General features: G+C 63.0%; 14 protein-coding genes. 7 read left to right on the plus strand and 7 right to left on the minus strand.

Annotated elements, in window-relative coordinates; all coding sequences use genetic code 11:
• Positions 1–159: 159 nt before the first annotated feature.
• The 4 genes from grxD to RS897_RS26380 all read left to right on the plus strand — a co-directional run bounded on the left by grxD (position 160) and on the right by RS897_RS26380 (position 4,824).
• Positions 160–495, plus strand: coding sequence for a Grx4 family monothiol glutaredoxin (gene grxD / locus RS897_RS26365; RefSeq protein ID WP_315831652.1), 336 nt, complete (start codon positions 160–162; stop codon positions 493–495).
• 319 nt (positions 496–814) lie between these two features.
• The gene (locus RS897_RS26370) at positions 815–2,110 is read left to right on the plus strand and encodes a serine hydrolase domain-containing protein (protein ID WP_315831653.1); all 1,296 of its coding nucleotides are present in this window, start codon (positions 815–817) and stop codon (positions 2,108–2,110) included.
• Between the two features lie 94 nt (positions 2,111–2,204).
• Positions 2,205–3,428: a serine hydrolase domain-containing protein gene (locus RS897_RS26375; protein WP_315831654.1), complete on the plus strand. Its 1,224-nt coding sequence runs from the start codon at positions 2,205–2,207 to the stop codon at positions 3,426–3,428.
• 109 nt (positions 3,429–3,537) lie between these two features.
• Complete coding sequence (locus RS897_RS26380; RefSeq protein ID WP_315831655.1) at positions 3,538–4,824, plus strand: serine hydrolase domain-containing protein; 1,287 nt, start codon at positions 3,538–3,540, stop codon at positions 4,822–4,824.
• Between the two features lie 103 nt (positions 4,825–4,927).
• Here the strand turns inward: RS897_RS26380 and RS897_RS26385 are convergent, their stop codons facing one another.
• The 5 genes from RS897_RS26385 to murI form a co-directional block, all read right to left on the minus strand.
• Positions 4,928–5,995, minus strand: a complete 1,068-nt coding sequence (locus RS897_RS26385) for a threonine aldolase family protein (RefSeq protein WP_315831656.1) — start codon at positions 5,993–5,995, stop codon at positions 4,928–4,930.
• A 98-nt stretch (positions 5,996–6,093) separates the two neighbouring features.
• The gene (gene rpsD / locus RS897_RS26390; protein WP_315831657.1) at positions 6,094–6,711 is read right to left on the minus strand and encodes a 30S ribosomal protein S4; all 618 of its coding nucleotides are present in this window, start codon (positions 6,709–6,711) and stop codon (positions 6,094–6,096) included.
• 222 nt (positions 6,712–6,933) lie between these two features.
• Positions 6,934–7,860 (minus strand): AEC family transporter, encoded by a 927-nt coding sequence (locus RS897_RS26395; RefSeq protein WP_315831658.1) that lies wholly within the window; start codon positions 7,858–7,860, stop codon positions 6,934–6,936.
• 144 nt (positions 7,861–8,004) lie between these two features.
• On the minus strand, positions 8,005–8,397 hold the full coding sequence (locus RS897_RS26400; RefSeq protein ID WP_315831659.1) for a cupin domain-containing protein: 393 nt from the start codon (positions 8,395–8,397) through the stop codon (positions 8,005–8,007).
• A gap of 79 nt (positions 8,398–8,476) precedes the next feature.
• Positions 8,477–9,268 carry a glutamate racemase gene (gene murI / locus RS897_RS26405; protein WP_315831660.1) on the minus strand — a complete coding sequence of 264 codons (792 nt, stop codon included), beginning with the start codon at positions 9,266–9,268 and terminating at the stop codon, positions 8,477–8,479.
• A gap of 197 nt (positions 9,269–9,465) precedes the next feature.
• Between murI and RS897_RS26410 the strand changes: the two genes are divergently transcribed.
• Positions 9,466–10,011, plus strand: coding sequence for a cytochrome b (locus RS897_RS26410; protein WP_315831661.1), 546 nt, complete (start codon positions 9,466–9,468; stop codon positions 10,009–10,011).
• Between the two features lie 98 nt (positions 10,012–10,109).
• Here the strand turns inward: RS897_RS26410 and purB are convergent, their stop codons facing one another.
• Together purB and rpe are read right to left on the minus strand one after the other, a co-directional pair.
• On the minus strand, positions 10,110–11,417 hold the full coding sequence (gene purB / locus RS897_RS26415; RefSeq protein WP_315831662.1) for an adenylosuccinate lyase: 1,308 nt from the start codon (positions 11,415–11,417) through the stop codon (positions 10,110–10,112).
• A complete protein-coding gene (gene rpe / locus RS897_RS26420; RefSeq protein ID WP_315831663.1) occupies positions 11,414–12,106 on the minus strand; it encodes a ribulose-phosphate 3-epimerase in 693 nt (230 codons plus the stop codon). Before rpe ends, purB begins: the two co-directional genes overlap by 4 nt.
• A 252-nt stretch (positions 12,107–12,358) precedes the next feature.
• Between rpe and oxlT the strand changes: the two genes are divergently transcribed.
• Together oxlT and RS897_RS26430 are read left to right on the plus strand one after the other, a co-directional pair.
• Positions 12,359–13,618, plus strand: coding sequence for an oxalate/formate MFS antiporter (oxlT, locus tag RS897_RS26425; protein ID WP_315831664.1), 1,260 nt, complete (start codon positions 12,359–12,361; stop codon positions 13,616–13,618).
• 191 nt (positions 13,619–13,809) lie between these two features.
• Positions 13,810–14,607 carry an EF-hand domain-containing protein gene (locus RS897_RS26430; RefSeq protein WP_315831665.1) on the plus strand — a complete coding sequence of 266 codons (798 nt, stop codon included), beginning with the start codon at positions 13,810–13,812 and terminating at the stop codon, positions 14,605–14,607.
• The last annotated feature ends 154 nt before the right edge of the window (positions 14,608–14,761 follow it).

Here is a 14,761-nt window from a genome sequence, read left to right on the forward strand (position 1 = left end):
GCCTCGTGAACAAAAACAGGGGGAGACCCCCATGATGGCCATACGTGGGAGCTATGCCAGCTGTTACCGCCCCGAAATTTGTTTGGGATGCAAAGGCGTTTCGGCTACATATATGGTCATGAGCCAGGCCGGTTCGCCCCGGCGTACAAGGACCAGACCATGAGCATCGAGCAATTCATTGAGAACGAAGTGAAGTCGAACGACGTTGTGCTGTTCATGAAGGGCACGCCGCAATTTCCGCAGTGCGGTTTCTCGGGGCAGGTGGTCCAGATCCTCGACCACGTCGGCGTCGCCTACAAGGGTCTCAACGTGCTCGAATCGGCCGAACTGCGCGACGGCATCAAGACCTTTTCGAACTGGCCGACCATCCCGCAGCTCTACGTCAAGGGTGAGTTCGTCGGCGGTTGCGACATCATCCGCGAGATGTTCCAGGCCGGTGAATTGCAGCAGCTGTTCGCCGACAAGGGTCTGCCGGTCCATCAGCCCGCCAACTAAGCCTCTCCCGGCGTTTTCCCGATATGACCGGGCTGCAGTCTCGTACTGCGGCTCGGATTTGTTTGACCAGAACGTTGCCGACCAAGGCATGAATCTCTCCTGCCGCGCGGGGTGTGCGGCATCGCCGTTGTGCAACGGAAGGGTGTGAGTGGCTTGGTGAAAGTTGCTCGCTGACCAGCTGACGATCCCCGGCGGACGTTTCCCTCGCACCCTGCGTGCAGTTGTTCGGATCCACGGCGCGGCCGTCTTGTTCTGTCATTGATCCCCGATACACTCTGCGCTCAATTCGGGCCCAAAATCCGAATCGGGGGGAGATCAGATGACATTGCTGCGTAAATGCCTGCTGCCATTGGCGGTGGCCATCGCCGTTGCAACCTCGGTGTCCGCGACGTCGGCATTCGCCGATAGTCTCGCTCGCAACACCAGTCCCGAGGCTGCGGGTCTCTCGCGCGAGCGGCTCGGCCGGATCGGCACCTATCTCAAGAACGAAATCGCCACCAACAAGATTCCCGGCGCGATCATGCTGATCCAGCGCAAGGGCAAGCTCGCCTATTTCGAGGCGTTCGGGGTGCGCGATCCCGCGACCAAGGCGCCGATGACGGCGAACAGCATTTTCCGCATCTACTCGATGTCGAAGCCAATCACCACGGTCGCAGCGATGATGCTGGTCGAGGAGGGCAAGCTCTCGCTCGACGAGCAGCTCGGAAAATACATTCCCGCCTTCGCCAATGTGAAGGTCGGGGTGGAAAAGAAGGGTGAGGACGGCAAGCCCGTGCTCGATCTGGTGGCGCCGACCCGGCCCATCATCATCCAGGACCTGATGCGGCACACCTCCGGCATCACCTACGGCTTTTTCGGCGAGGGCCTGGTCAAGAAGATGTATGTCGACGCCCACGTGTTCGCGGGAGATGTCGACAATGCGGAGTTCGCCGAGCGCATCGCCAAGCTGCCGCTGGCCTATCAGCCCGGCTCCACCTGGGACTATAGCCATTCGACCGACATCCTTGGGCGGGTGGTTGAAGTGGTGTCAGGCAAATCGCTGTATCAATTCGAGAAGGAACGCATCTTCGATCCGCTCGGCATGAAGGACACGAGTTACTATGTCACCGACAAGGCCAAGCAGCCGCTGGTGGCCGAACCGTTTCCGAACGACCGCCACATCGGCAACGATGCCGACATGAACGATCCGCGCGTGCCGCAGAAGTGGGAATCCGGCGGCGGCGGTCTGGTCTCGACCATCGGTGATTATGCGCGTTTCACCCAGATGTTGCTCAATGGCGGCAGCCTGGACGGTAAGCGTTATCTCAGCCCGAAAACCATCGCCTTCATGAGCGCCAACCACATCGGGCCGGCAGCCAGCATTGTGCCGGGGCCATATTATTTGCCAGGGCCGGGGTTTGGCTTCGGTCTCGGCTTTGCGGTGCGCACCGAAGCCGGCGTCAGCGCCGTGCCGGGCACGGTCGGCGAGATCAATTGGTCCGGCGCCGGCGGCACCACCTTCTGGATCGACCCGAAGGAGGAGATGTTCGTGGTGTTCATGTCCCAGACCGTGGCGCAGCGGACCCGGCTGCGGGTAGCGCTGAAGAATTTGGTGTATGGGGCGTTCGAGAAATAATGCCGGACGAGCGTCTTTTTTCCATCGTGCGACGGTGGATGTTTTGGTGAGTAAGACTAGCCGACACCGACACCCTGCGGCCTGGATTGCCGCCGTGCTGTCTTTCGCTCTCTTCTCCGCCGTCGTCGGCTTTACGGCCGCTGCAGAAGCAAGCGATCTGAAGCTGTCGCCATCACGCCTCGATCGCATCACCTCCTTCTTCAACAACGAGGTCGCCAGCAAAAAAATTCCCGGCGCCATCGTGCTGATCCAGCGCCACGGCCGTCCCGCCTATTTCAAGACCTTCGGCGTGCGCGATGTCATGACCATGCGGCCGATGACCTCGGACACGATCTTTCGTCTCTATTCGATGTCGAAGCCGATCACCGCGGTGGCGGCGATGACGCTGGTCGAGGAGGGCAAACTCTCTCTGACCGATCCGGTGTCGAAATACATTCCCTCGTTCGCCGACATGAAGGTCGGCGTCGCGCGGGATGTGCCTGGCGGCAAACCGGTGCTGGATCTGGTGCCGGCCGAGCGTCCCATCACCATCCAGGATCTGCTGCGGCATACCTCCGGCCTTGTCTACGACTACGTCGTGTTCGACCCGCTCAAGCAGGTTCACATCGATGCCAACGTGCTGGCCGGGGATTTCGACAATGCCGAATTCGCCGACCGCCTTGCCAAGCTGCCGCTGGCCTATCAGCCCGGCACCACCTGGGCCTACGGCTATTCCTTCGATGTGCTGGCGCGGGTGATCGAGGTGGTGTCGGGCAAATCGCTGCGGCAGTTCGAATACGAACACTTGTTCGGACCGCTCGGCATGACCGGCACCGGCTTCTATGTCACGCGGCCGGACCAGCAGGACAAAGTGGCGGAGCCGCTGCCGAGCGATCCGGTGCGCGAGAATCCAAGGATCCGCAAGCGCTGGGAATCCGGCGGCAGCGGCATGGTATCGACCACTGCGGACCTCGCGCGTTTCTTCCAGATGCTGCTCAATGGCGGCATGCTCGAAGGCAAGCGTTTTCTTAGCCCCAAGACGGTCGAGCTGATGCTGGCGGACAGCATCGGGCCTGCGGCCGGCGTCAAGCCGTGGTTGTATTATTATCCCGGCGCGGGCTTCGGGTTTGGCCTCGGCTTCGCGGTGCGGACGGAGGCCGGCGTCAGCCCCTGGGCGGGCTCGATCGGGCAGGTCGACTGGGGTGGTGCGGCCGGGACCTATTTCTGGATCGACCGGGAAGAAGACATGCTGGTTCTGTTGATGGTGCAGACGCCGACCGAGCGGGGGCGCATCGAGTCCGCGCTCAAGAACCTGGTCTACGGCGCGTTCGAAAAATAATCTCGCAGCGCATCATCCGGCATGGTGCTTGCACCGCTTGAGCGGGCCGTTATCCTCGCCCTCAAGCGAGAGGTTTGGTCATCCACTTTGTTTCAGAGGATTGCAGCGCATGATGATTGGCAACGGCGTGGGATTGCTTCGAACCGCTGTTGCCCTGCTGGCATCGCTTGCATTTTCGGCGAGCAGTGCTATGGCCGAGACCCCGACACGGTTGCGTGAGTCCAGCTTCGCGCCGGCCGGCCTGGACAAGATCAGCGCATATTTCGACAACGAGGTTGCAACCGACAAGATCCCGGGCGCGGTTGTGCTGATCCAGCGGCGGGGCAAGCCGGTCTATTTCAAGAGCTTCGGTGTCCGCGATGTCGCGACTAAAATCCCGATGTCGCCGGATACCATCTTCCGCATCTTCTCGATGTCGAAACCGATTACGGCGGTCACCACCATGATGCTGATCGACCAGGGCAAGATCAAGCTGGACGATCCGTTGTCGAAATACATTCCTTCCTTCGCAAATGTCAAAGTCGGCGTCGAGGTCAAGGGTGCTGACGGCACACCGAAGCTCGATCTGGTGCCGCCGGACCGGCCCATTACCATCGCCGACATGCTGCGGCAGTCGTCCGGCATCACCTACGGTTTCTACGGCGATGGTTTGGTGCGCAAGGCGTACAAGGCCGCGGATCTGTTCGCTGCCCCTCTGGACAACGCCGAGTTCGCCGAGCGCATTGCCAAATTGCCGCTCGAAGTGCAGCCGGGTTCGATTTGGGACTACGGGCATTCGATGGATGTGATGGGGCGCGTCATCGAGGTGGTGACGGGCAAGTCGCTGTACCGCACCGAGAAGGAGATGCTGTTCGATCCGCTCGGCATGACGGACACGGCATTTTATGTGTCGGAGCCGGATAAATTTCCGCTGATTGCCGAGCCGCTGCCGAACGACAAGACGTTCGTGGCGGCGATGGAGCGCGATATCCATGTCCCGACGATGTGGGAGGCGGGCGGCAGCGGCATGGTGTCGACCGCACTGGATTATGCCCGCTTTGCCCAGATGCTGCTCAACGGCGGCAGCCTTGACGGCAAGCGCTATCTCAGCGAGCCGATCTTCAAGGCCATGACCTCGAACCAGCTTGCGCCCGTCTCGGAGGTGCGCAAGGGGCCGTATTATTTCCCCGGCGACGGCTTCAGTTATGGCTACGGTTTCGGCGTGCGTGTCGAGCCCGGCGACAATAGTCCGCCGGGATCGATCGGCGAGTTCAAATGGGACGGCGCCGGCGGCACCTATTTCTTCGTCGATCCGGTGCACGACATGTTCGTGGTGTTCATGGTGCAGACCCCATCCCAGCGCGGCCGCATCCAGAGCGAGCTGAAGAAGCTGATTTATGATGCGCTGGAGCCGTAGACGATGCTGGTTGCGTAGCCCGCATGAGCGCAGCGACATGCGGGGATGAGTCTCAACCTATGACCCCGGATGTCGCTGCGCTCATCCGGGCTACAACCTGCAATCAAACTGCGCGCGCAACCTCGCGGATCAATCCGAGCGTTTCCTCGATCATCGCGCTGGTGACATCAAGATGGGTGCACGCGCGGATGCGCCCGCCCAACGTTGACATCAGAATGCCGTGCTGGCGCAGCGTCGTGATCAATCGTTGCGGCGGCAGACTTGCAGCCTTGGTGTCGAAGAACACCAGATTGGTGTCCGGGCTCTGCACCTGAAAGCCGGGGATCTGCGCCAGCCCGCTCGCCAGCAGTCGGGCGTTGTCGTGATCGTCCTTGAGCCGGTCAATGTGATGGTCGAGCGCGTACAGACATCCAGCAGCGGACAGGCCGGCCTGGCGCATCGATCCGCCGAGCCGCTGCTTCCAGCGCCAGGCCTCGCCGATGAACTCGCGCGAGCCCGCCAGGGCCGCGCCGAGCGGGGCGCCGAGGCCCTTGGTGAAGTCGAGCCACACCGTGTCCCAGCCCGCCGCCATGTCGTGGGCGGCGATGCCGGTGGCGACGCAGGCGTTCATCAGCCGTGCGCCGTCGAGATGGGTCGCCAGCCCACTGGCCTTGGCGATGCGGGCGACCTCGTCGAGGTTGGTCTTCGGCCAGATCGTGCCGCCGCCAATATTGGCGGTCTGCTCGGCGCTGACCACGACCTGCCGCGGCGCGTAGCGCGAGGGCGTGCGCAGCGCCGCCGTCAGCGTCGCGCCGGAAAATTGACCGCGTGGTCCCTGCAGCGGAAAGATCTGAAAGCCGCCCAGTGCCGCATGGGTGCCGCCTTCGCTGGTCAGCACGTGGGCCGTCTCGTGCGCCAGGATTTCGTCACCGGGACGGCAATGGGTGAGCAGGGCGACCACGTTGCACATGGTGCCGGACGGCAGGAACATCGCAGCCTCCTTGCCGAGCAGGGCAGCGACACGGGCGCAGAGCGCGTTGACGGTGGGGTCGAGGCCGAACTGCTCGTCGCCGACTTCAGCGTCCGACATCGCCTTGCGCATCGCCACGGTCGGGCGGGTCTGGGTATCGGACAGCAGGTTGATGCGGATCGGCGGCAGGGAGGGATCGTGCGGGACGGGCGTATAGGCCATCTTGGAACTCACCGTGAAGGAGTGGTGAGTTTAGCTGTGATGGCGCAATAAAAAAGGCCCCGGAAACCGGGGCCTTTTTCGAAGTCTCAAGTCCGCGCTTAGCGCGAATAGAATTCGACGATCAGATGCGGCTCCATCTGCACCGGGAACGGCACTTCCGAAAGGCCCGGGATGCGCGCGATCTTGGCGACCTGCTTGCCGTGATCGACTTCGATGAAATCGGGCACGTCGCGCTCGGCCAACTGGTTGGCTTCGAGCACCACGGTGAGCTGCTTCGAGGATTCCTTGACCTCGATCACGTCGCCGACCTTGACCTTGTAGCTCGCGATGTTGACGCGCTTGCCGTTCACCTTGATGTGGCCGTGGTTGATGAACTGACGGGCCGCGAACATGGTGGCGACGAACTTCGAACGATACACCACGGTGTCGAGACGGCGCTCGAGCAGGCCAATCAGGTTCTCACCCGAGTCGCCCTTCAGACGGGTCGCCTCGACGTAGATGGCGTGGAACTGACGCTCGGAAATGTTGGCGTAGTAGCCCTTGAGCTTCTGCTTGGCGCGCAGCTGCACGCCGAAGTCGGAGAGCTTGCCCTTGCGGCGCTGGCCGTGCTGTCCCGGGCCGTATTCACGCTTGTTGACCGGGCTCTTCGGACGGCCCCAGATGTTCTGGCCCATACGGCGGTCGATTTTGTACTTAGACTCACTGCGCTTTGTCATCGCGTCCTCATGATTGCGATTGAAGGTTGAGGATCGCGCCCTCCTGTGCACCGGGCAAAAAGCCCTGTGCCGACAGGCCTGCTCCAAAAGCTGATGGAGACGACCACGGGTCGCGAAACGCTTCGCGGGCCGAAATCGGCCCGCGAGCAGGGGTGTTCTAGGTCAAAAGGGGTGGGGGGTCAACCGCCGGAGGGCCGGAAATCCGGCCGAAAATGGCTGAAATCAGCCGATTCCGAGCCATTTCAGCCAGAAAATGCTGGTTGGGATCATCAGCACCGTGGAGATCGCCACCGCGGCCGCCGCAATGCCCTGGCCATGGCCGTAACGGGCGGCGAACAGGTAGACATTGATTCCCGCCGGCGTCGAGGCGAACAGCACCGCGGTTCCGGCCCAGACCGGCGGCAGCGCGAACACATGAAACGCCAGCACATAGGTGATCGCAGGATGCACGATCAGCCGCAAGGCGGTCACCACCAGGCCGGGACCGGCGCCCTCGCGCAGGCCGTAGCGGCGCATCGCCATCCCCAGTGACACCAGCGCCCCGGGCAGCGCGATCGCCGCCAGCGAATCGACGATCGAGCCGATGGCGCCGGTGGGCTTGTAGCCGGCGAATTTCGCGACCAGGCCGCAAAAGATTCCGATCAGCAGCGGGTGGGTGGCGAGATTGCGCAGCAGCCTTCGCAGCGAGCGGCCATCCTGGCGGCCGCGTTCGAGCAGGATGCTGGCGATGGTCATGGTCAGCGGCAGGTTGACTGCGATCAGCAGCGCGATCGGAAAGGCCGCGGCCTCGCCATAGGCGCGCAGGATGATCTGGATGCCGATGGCGACGATGTTGGCTTGTCCCGCGGCAAGGCCCGTGATCACCACGTCGCCGTGTGAGGATTTGAAGGCATAGATCGCGACCAGCGAGGCGGCGATCCAGATCACGGCAATGCCGATATAGTAGGACAGCCAGTAGCCCAGCGGCACGGTGTCCGGCAGCGTCGAGGTCGAAATCAGCTTGAACAGCATCACCGGCAGGCAGAACACGAACAGGAAATCCGTGAGCCCGTCGGTCATGCGGTCGTTGGCAAGCCCGAGCAGCGCGCCGGCGTAACCGATGCCGATCAGGCCGAACACCGGCAGGACGATCGAGAGAGTTTCATACATTCGGATATATCTGCCTGCCGGCGAAGGCGCGTCGTGGCGCGCGAAAAAACTAAAACACGGCACGACAGATAGAACGCGCCGGGATGCCGATCCAGACGCGTTCTCCGCAGATGGCTATGCGTTGCCTGGTGTCTGGCGTTGCCGTCAGGGCGCCGGCGTCGCCAGCGGCTTGGTCTTGTCGACGATATAGATGCCGATGATCTTCAGCGCCTTGTCGCCATGGACCTTGGCGTCGTGCACCACGCCAGCCGGAATCGCATAGGAATCGCCAGCCTTCAGGTGCAGGTCCGGCTTGCCCTCAATGATGAGGTCGGCCTCGCCCTCGAGGACATAGCCGGTTTCGATGCCGGGGTGGGTGTGCCGGCCGGCGCTGCCGCCGGGCTGGATTTCCGCTGTCGCGGTGATGGTGTTGTAGCCGTCAGGGAATTCAATCTTCTGCAGCGGCGTGCGCTTGATGCCGCCCTGTTGCGCGAACGCCGCGCCGGCCAGCGCCATCGCAGCCACCAGCGATAGTCCGATCAGTTTTGTTTTCAGCATTGTGTTGCCCTCCCAGCTTTGTTGTTGGCCGGAAGGCTAGCAGCGGGACGTCAGATGGGGAAGTTCGCCGTTCGGCGGATCAAGCGAAGGCGGGTTGGCCGAAATACGGGGCCAGCGCACGGGCCAGGGTCGGTGAAGGCGCTGCCCCCGAGGTGTAGATGAACTGCGCCGGCGCGGGCGGATGGGAGGCGGAGACCTTGCTCATGAGATCGGCGGTGCGCCGCGCGATCGCGGGTGCCGGATCAATCCAGGTCACTTCCCAGGGCGCCAGCGCCACCAGCCGGTCCAACAGCAGCGGATAGTGGGTGCAGGCCATCACCACCGTATCGGTGCGGGCCGGACCATCGACGAAGCAGGGCGCGATCTCGGCAGTAATGGCGGCATCGCTGATGGCTTCGCCGTTCAAGGCAGCCTCGGCCAGCGAGGCGAGGTTGGCGGCGCCGACCAGCGTCACGTCACAGCCCTGGGCGAAATCCCGGATCAACCCCTGGGTATATTCCCGCCGCACCGTGCCCTTGGTGCCGAGCACGGACACCCGTTTGGTCCGGGATGAGGCGCAGGCGGGCTTGATGGCGGGGACGGTGCCGACAAACGGCACGGTATAGGCGGCGCGCAGATGCGCCATCACCAGGGTCGAGATGGTATTGCAGGCGATCACCGCCACGTCCGGCGTGTGCGCTGCGATCAACTCGCCGATCAGCGGCACCACCCGTCCGATGATCTCTTCCTCGCTGTGATGGCCATAAGGAAAGAAGACGTCATCGGCGACGTAAGTATAGGCCGCATCCGGGCGCGCCCTGACGATCTCGCGGAACACGGTGAGACCGCCGAGGCCGGAATCAAGCACAAGAATCGTGGGAGTGCTGGTCACGGGACAATTCTAGCTCGATGCAGGTTACGAACCAGTTGTCATCCGGATTGCTGCAAAGTGATGGCGTGGACGGGTGACAAGATAGCTATCTTAGAACGATTCCAAATGGATTGAAAAGTCAATCGCTTGCCCGTCATCGACGGGTATGGCTTTCGTGCTAGCGCGACGACATCCTTCCGGAGAGGCGGTTCAGGCACATGGTGAAGAATACGGCGGTGGCGTGGGGCAGCGTGGCCCGCGCCTTTCACTGGGCCCTGGGCCTGACCATCATCTTCATGCTGGCCTATGGCTGGTGGATGAACCACATCGTGGCGCGGCCGGATCGCTTCTTTCACCGCTCGATCCATGCCGACATCGGCTATGTCGTGCTGCTGCTGATGGCGCTGCGGTTGATCTGGCGCGCGCTCAATCCGACCCCGGCCCCGCCGGCCGGGACGCCACGATGGGAGCGGGTGATCGCGCACATCAACCAGGGCGGGCTCTATGTCGTCACCATGGTTGTTGCGCTGTTGGGCTGGGCGCATTCCGGCGCCCACAAGCCGGATTATGCGAGCTGGTTCGGGTTGTTTCGTGTGCCGCAATTCACCTCGGAGGATCGCGCCAATGCGCGGCTGTTCGAGGATTGGCACATCTATCTCGCCTATGTGCTGATCGCGATGGTGGTGCTGCATATCGTGGCAGCGCTGTATCACCACGTCGTCAAGCGCGACCGCGTCTTGACGCGCATGGTGAGCGGCAATTGACACCTCTGTAGCCCGGGTAAGCGAGACCCGGGTTCTAGCCCTTCCCGCATGTCGCTGCGCTCATGCGGGCTACGCTATTGTGCCGAGTGGCCGCTTCCTCAGGCTTCGCCGAACACCCGCTTGAAGATCGTATCGACGTGCTTGAGGTGATAGCCGAGGTCGAACTTCTCTTCGATCTCGGCGTCCGAGAGATACTTTTTCACGTCGGCGTCGTTCTTCAGCAGTGTCTGGAAGTCACCTTCGCCGCGCCACACCGGCATCGCGTTGCGCTGGACCAGCTTGTAGGACTCTTCGCGGCTCGCGCCCTTCTGCGTCAGCGCCAGCAGCACGCGCTGCGAATGCACCAGGCCGCCGAGGCGGTCGAGGTTTTTCTGCATGTTCTGCGGATAGATCAGCAGCTTGTCGATCACACCGGCCAGGCGGTTGAGCGCGAAGTCGAGGGTCACCGTGGCGTCGGGGCCGAACATGCGCTCGGCGGAGGAGTGCGAGATATCGCGCTCGTGCCAGAGCACGACGTTTTCCAGCGCCGGCGTGACATAGGCGCGGACCATGCGCGCCAGGCCGGTGAGGTTTTCCGTCAGCACCGGATTGCGCTTGTGCGGCATCGCGGAGGAACCCTTCTGGCCCTCCGAGAAGAATTCTTCCGCCTCGAGCACTTCGGTGCGCTGCAAATGGCGGATCTCGGTGGCGAGACGCTCCACCGACGAAGCCACCACACCCAGTGTCGCGAAATACATCGCATGGCGATCGCGCGGGATCACCTGGGTCGACACCGGCTCCGGCGACAGGCCCATCGCCTTGGCGACGTGCTCTTCCACCCGCGGATCGATCTGCGCGAAGGTGCCGACCGCGCCCGAAATGGCGCAGGTGGCGACTTCCTTGCGCGCCGCGACCAGGCGCTCGCGTGAGCGGGAAAATTCGGCGTAGGCATAAGCCAGCTTGAGCCCGAACGTCACCGGCTCGGCATGGATGCCGTGGGAGCGGCCGATGGTCGGCGTCATTTTATGCTCGAAGGCGCGCTTCTTCAGCGCGGCCAGCACCTTGTCGACGTCGGCGATCAGGATGTCGGCGGCGCGCACCAGTTGCACATTGAGGCAGGTGTCGAGCACGTCGGACGAGGTCATGCCCTGGTGCACGAAACGCGCTTCGGGGCCGACGATTTCGGCGAGATGCGTCAGAAAGGCGATCACGTCATGCTTGGTCTCGCGCTCGATCTCGTCGATGCGCTCCACATCGAAGGTGGCGTTCTTGGCCTTGGCCCAGATGGTTTTCGCAGCGTCCTTCGGGATGGTGCCGAGCTCGGCCAGGGCGTCCGCCGCGTGGGCTTCGATCTCGAACCAGATCTTGAAGCGGGTCTGCGGCTCCCAGATCGAAGCCATTTCAGCACGGGTGTAACGAGGGATCATGCGAGTTCTCCGCGCGCGGCCGCCGCGGCATGGCGGATCGCTGCGATGTTGGTTTTGTAAGCTTCGAGCGTGCCGCCCTTGAATACGGCGGAGCCGGCGACGAAGGCATTGGCGCCAGCGGCCGCGATGGCGCCGACGGTCTGCGGCGTGACGCCGCCGTCGACTTCAACATCGATGGGACGGCCGGCGGTCAGCGCGCGGACCTGGCGCACCTTTTCAACCGCGACCGGGATGAACGCCTGGCCGCCGAAACCAGGATTGACCGACATCACTAGCACCAGGTCGAGCAGGTCGACCACGTTCTCGATGCTCGACACGGGGGTGGCCGGATTGAGCGAGACCCCGGCCTTCTTGCCAAGCGCACGGATCGCCTGGAGCGAGCGATGCAGATGCGGGCCCGCTTCGACATGGACGATGATGTGGTCGGAGCCCGCCTTGGCGAAGGCTTCGAGATAGGGATCGCAGGGAGCGATCATCAGGTGGGTGTCGAAGATCTTGCTGGTGTGCGGGCGCATCGCCTTGATGACATCGGGGCCGTACGAGATGTTCGGCACGAAATGGCCGTCCATCACGTCCATGTGGATCCAGTCGGCCCCGGCCTGATCCACGGCGCGGACCTCTTCCCCCAGCTTGGAGAAATCGGACGCCAGAATGGAAGGCGCGATGATCAGCGGGCGGTGTTGGGACATGGTGGTTTTCCGAGCTTCCGACGGACGGGCTCCGCGTAACATGCTGACGGGGCAGGGGCAACGCACCTCCCCCCGGCGGCGTGCACAGGCGGCTGGGAAAACAACGTCGGGGCCGAAAAAAAGATCGGCGGCCGGTGAAGATTTGGCCTCCGGCGGGGTTCTGGCATGGGATGGCGCTGCCATCCGGTATGCCAGTTGGCACATGGCTTGCGATGCGAGGCGGATATGAACACCCCGTCAAGAGGTCCTTCCATGAGCGTCATCACCCAGCCCATCGCGGCCGAGCTTCCCAAGACACGCTGGATCCAGCTTGGGCTCGGCCTTGTCGCGATGATGGCGATCAGTAGCCCGCAATACGTCTGGACGCTGTTTGTCAAACCATTTCAAGGGACTACCGGCGCCGACCTGCCGGCGATCCAGATCACTTTCTCATTGTTGATCGTGCTGCAGACCTGGCTGTCGCCGCTGCAGGGATGGCTGGTGGAGAGGTTCGGCTCCAGGCTGCTGATCACTGTGGGCTGCCTGCTCAGCGGGCTTGGCTGGGTGAGCGCTGCCTACATCCAAAGCATCTGGGGGCTTTATCTCACCTACGGGTTGTTCTGCGGTGTCGGCACCGGCATCGTTTATGTCGGCATTGTCGGGCTGATGGTGCGCTGGTTTCCCGACCGCCGCGGTTTTGCCACCGGCGTGGTGGCGGCCGGCTACGGCTTCGGCGCGATCCTGACCACGTTCCCGATCGACGCCATGCTCAAGAGCTCGGGTTATCAGCCCACCCTGATCACGTTCGGCCTCATCCTCGGCGCCGTCGGCGCGCTGGCCGCGCTCGGCCTGCGCGATCCCTCCGCCAGCGAGGTGGACGCGGGTGTGCCGGCGAGCGCCAGCATCGGCTCGGTGCCGGATGTCGCGCCGTCGCAGATGCTGAAGACCCCGGTGTTCTGGCTGATGTTCGTGATGATGACCATGATGTCCACCGGCGGGCTGATGGTGATCTCGCAATTCGCCGCCTTCACCAAGTCGTTCGGCGTCGCCGACACGCTGGTGTTCGGGCTTGCGGCGCTGCCGTTCGCGCTGACCTTCGACCGCATCACCAACGGCCTGACCCGGCCGTTCTTCGGCTGGGTGTCCGATCGCATCGGCCGCGAGCAGACCATGCTGATTGCATTCATGCTGGAGGCGGTGGCGATCTATCTGCTGCTGCACTTCCGCGACAATGCCGCGATGTTCGTGCTGCTGTCCGGCGTGGTGTTCTTCGGCTGGGGCGAGATCTTCTCGTTGTTTCCCTCGACGCTGACCGACACCTTTGGGACGAAGAATGCCACCACCAATTACGGCTTTCTCTACATGGCGCAGGGCATCGGCTCGGTGCTCGGCGGACCGGTGGCGGCGATGATCTATGTGGCCTCGGGCAGCTGGATGCCGGTGTTCGCGCTGATCATCGCGATGGACGTCATCACCGCGCTGCTGGCGTTCTTCGTGCTGAAACCGATGCGAAGCGCCTATCTGGCGCGTTGACACAAAGCTCGTCCCGGCAATTCCTGCCTCGATCGGCTGGAATTGCCGGGATTGTTTCTCGCCTCGATTCAAAAATCCCTTGTTTTTCAAGCCCTCGCCCGCGGCACGCCATTTGCTGATCCGATTGTGCGGGGAATCGCAGGCTGTGCCGTGCACGGCCCGTTGTGGGATTCCGATTGGGGTTGTGAATCATGTTGGGTGCCATCGGCGCTGTCTCCAGCGCGATCGATCTGTTGTCATCGCTGCAGCAGGCGGGTTCATCGAACAAGGCGAAGGGACAGCCGGCGGCGAGCGGGCTGTTCGGTCTTAGCAGCAAGACCACTGCGTCGAGTTCGACAGACTCCGGCTCGACTACATCGACCTCGACCACCTCGGGTTCGAGCAGCACAAGCGGCACGCTCTCGCCGGAAACCTATGCGGCGGTGCTCGCGGCCCAAAGCCAGGGGGCGGGTCAGGCGCAGCCGCAGAGTTCATCCGACGCCCTGAAGGACCTGTTCTCGCTGCTCGACAACAATGGCGACGGCCAGATCAGCAAGTCCGAATTCGAGACCGATCTCGGCGCTGGCGGCAGCAATGTGCAGGCCGCCGACAACGTGTTCGCCAAGCTCGACACCGACGGCAACGGTTCGGTCAGCCAGGATGAACTGGCGTCGGCGCTGAAGGGCGCCGGTCATCACCACGCCCATGGCGCGGGCGGGGCGAAGCCGGGCGACGGTGCCGATGGATCGGGTGCAGCCGGTTCGTCGGACTCGACGCAAAGTACGCAAGGCACGACCAGTTCGTCGGTCACCAACAGCGACGGCTCGGTTACGACCACGGTGACCTATGCGGACGGCTCCAAGGTTTCGATGACCACGGCAGCGGCGGCCGCCTCGTCGTCGGCTGCAAGCGCGGCTGCCAAGTCCTACAATCACATCGAGCAGATGATTCAGCGCCAGGCCCAGGCGCTGTCCGCATCCGCCAGCGGATCGCTGTCCTTCAGCGTCTGACGATGGGCGCGGTAATCCCGCGCCCTTGCGCTCCGCACGACTACGTAACACAGCCCCAAATTTAGGCCTTCGTAACCCTGCGCGCCAGTAATGGTTGCCATGTGGGCGTTGTGCTGGGTGGTGCCGTGTTGCGGTTGTGTCGGATCGTCGTTCC

The sequence above is a fragment of the Bradyrhizobium prioriisuperbiae genome (assembly GCF_032397745.1).
Classification (GTDB): Bacteria; Pseudomonadota; Alphaproteobacteria; order Rhizobiales; family Xanthobacteraceae; genus Bradyrhizobium_A; species Bradyrhizobium_A prioriisuperbiae.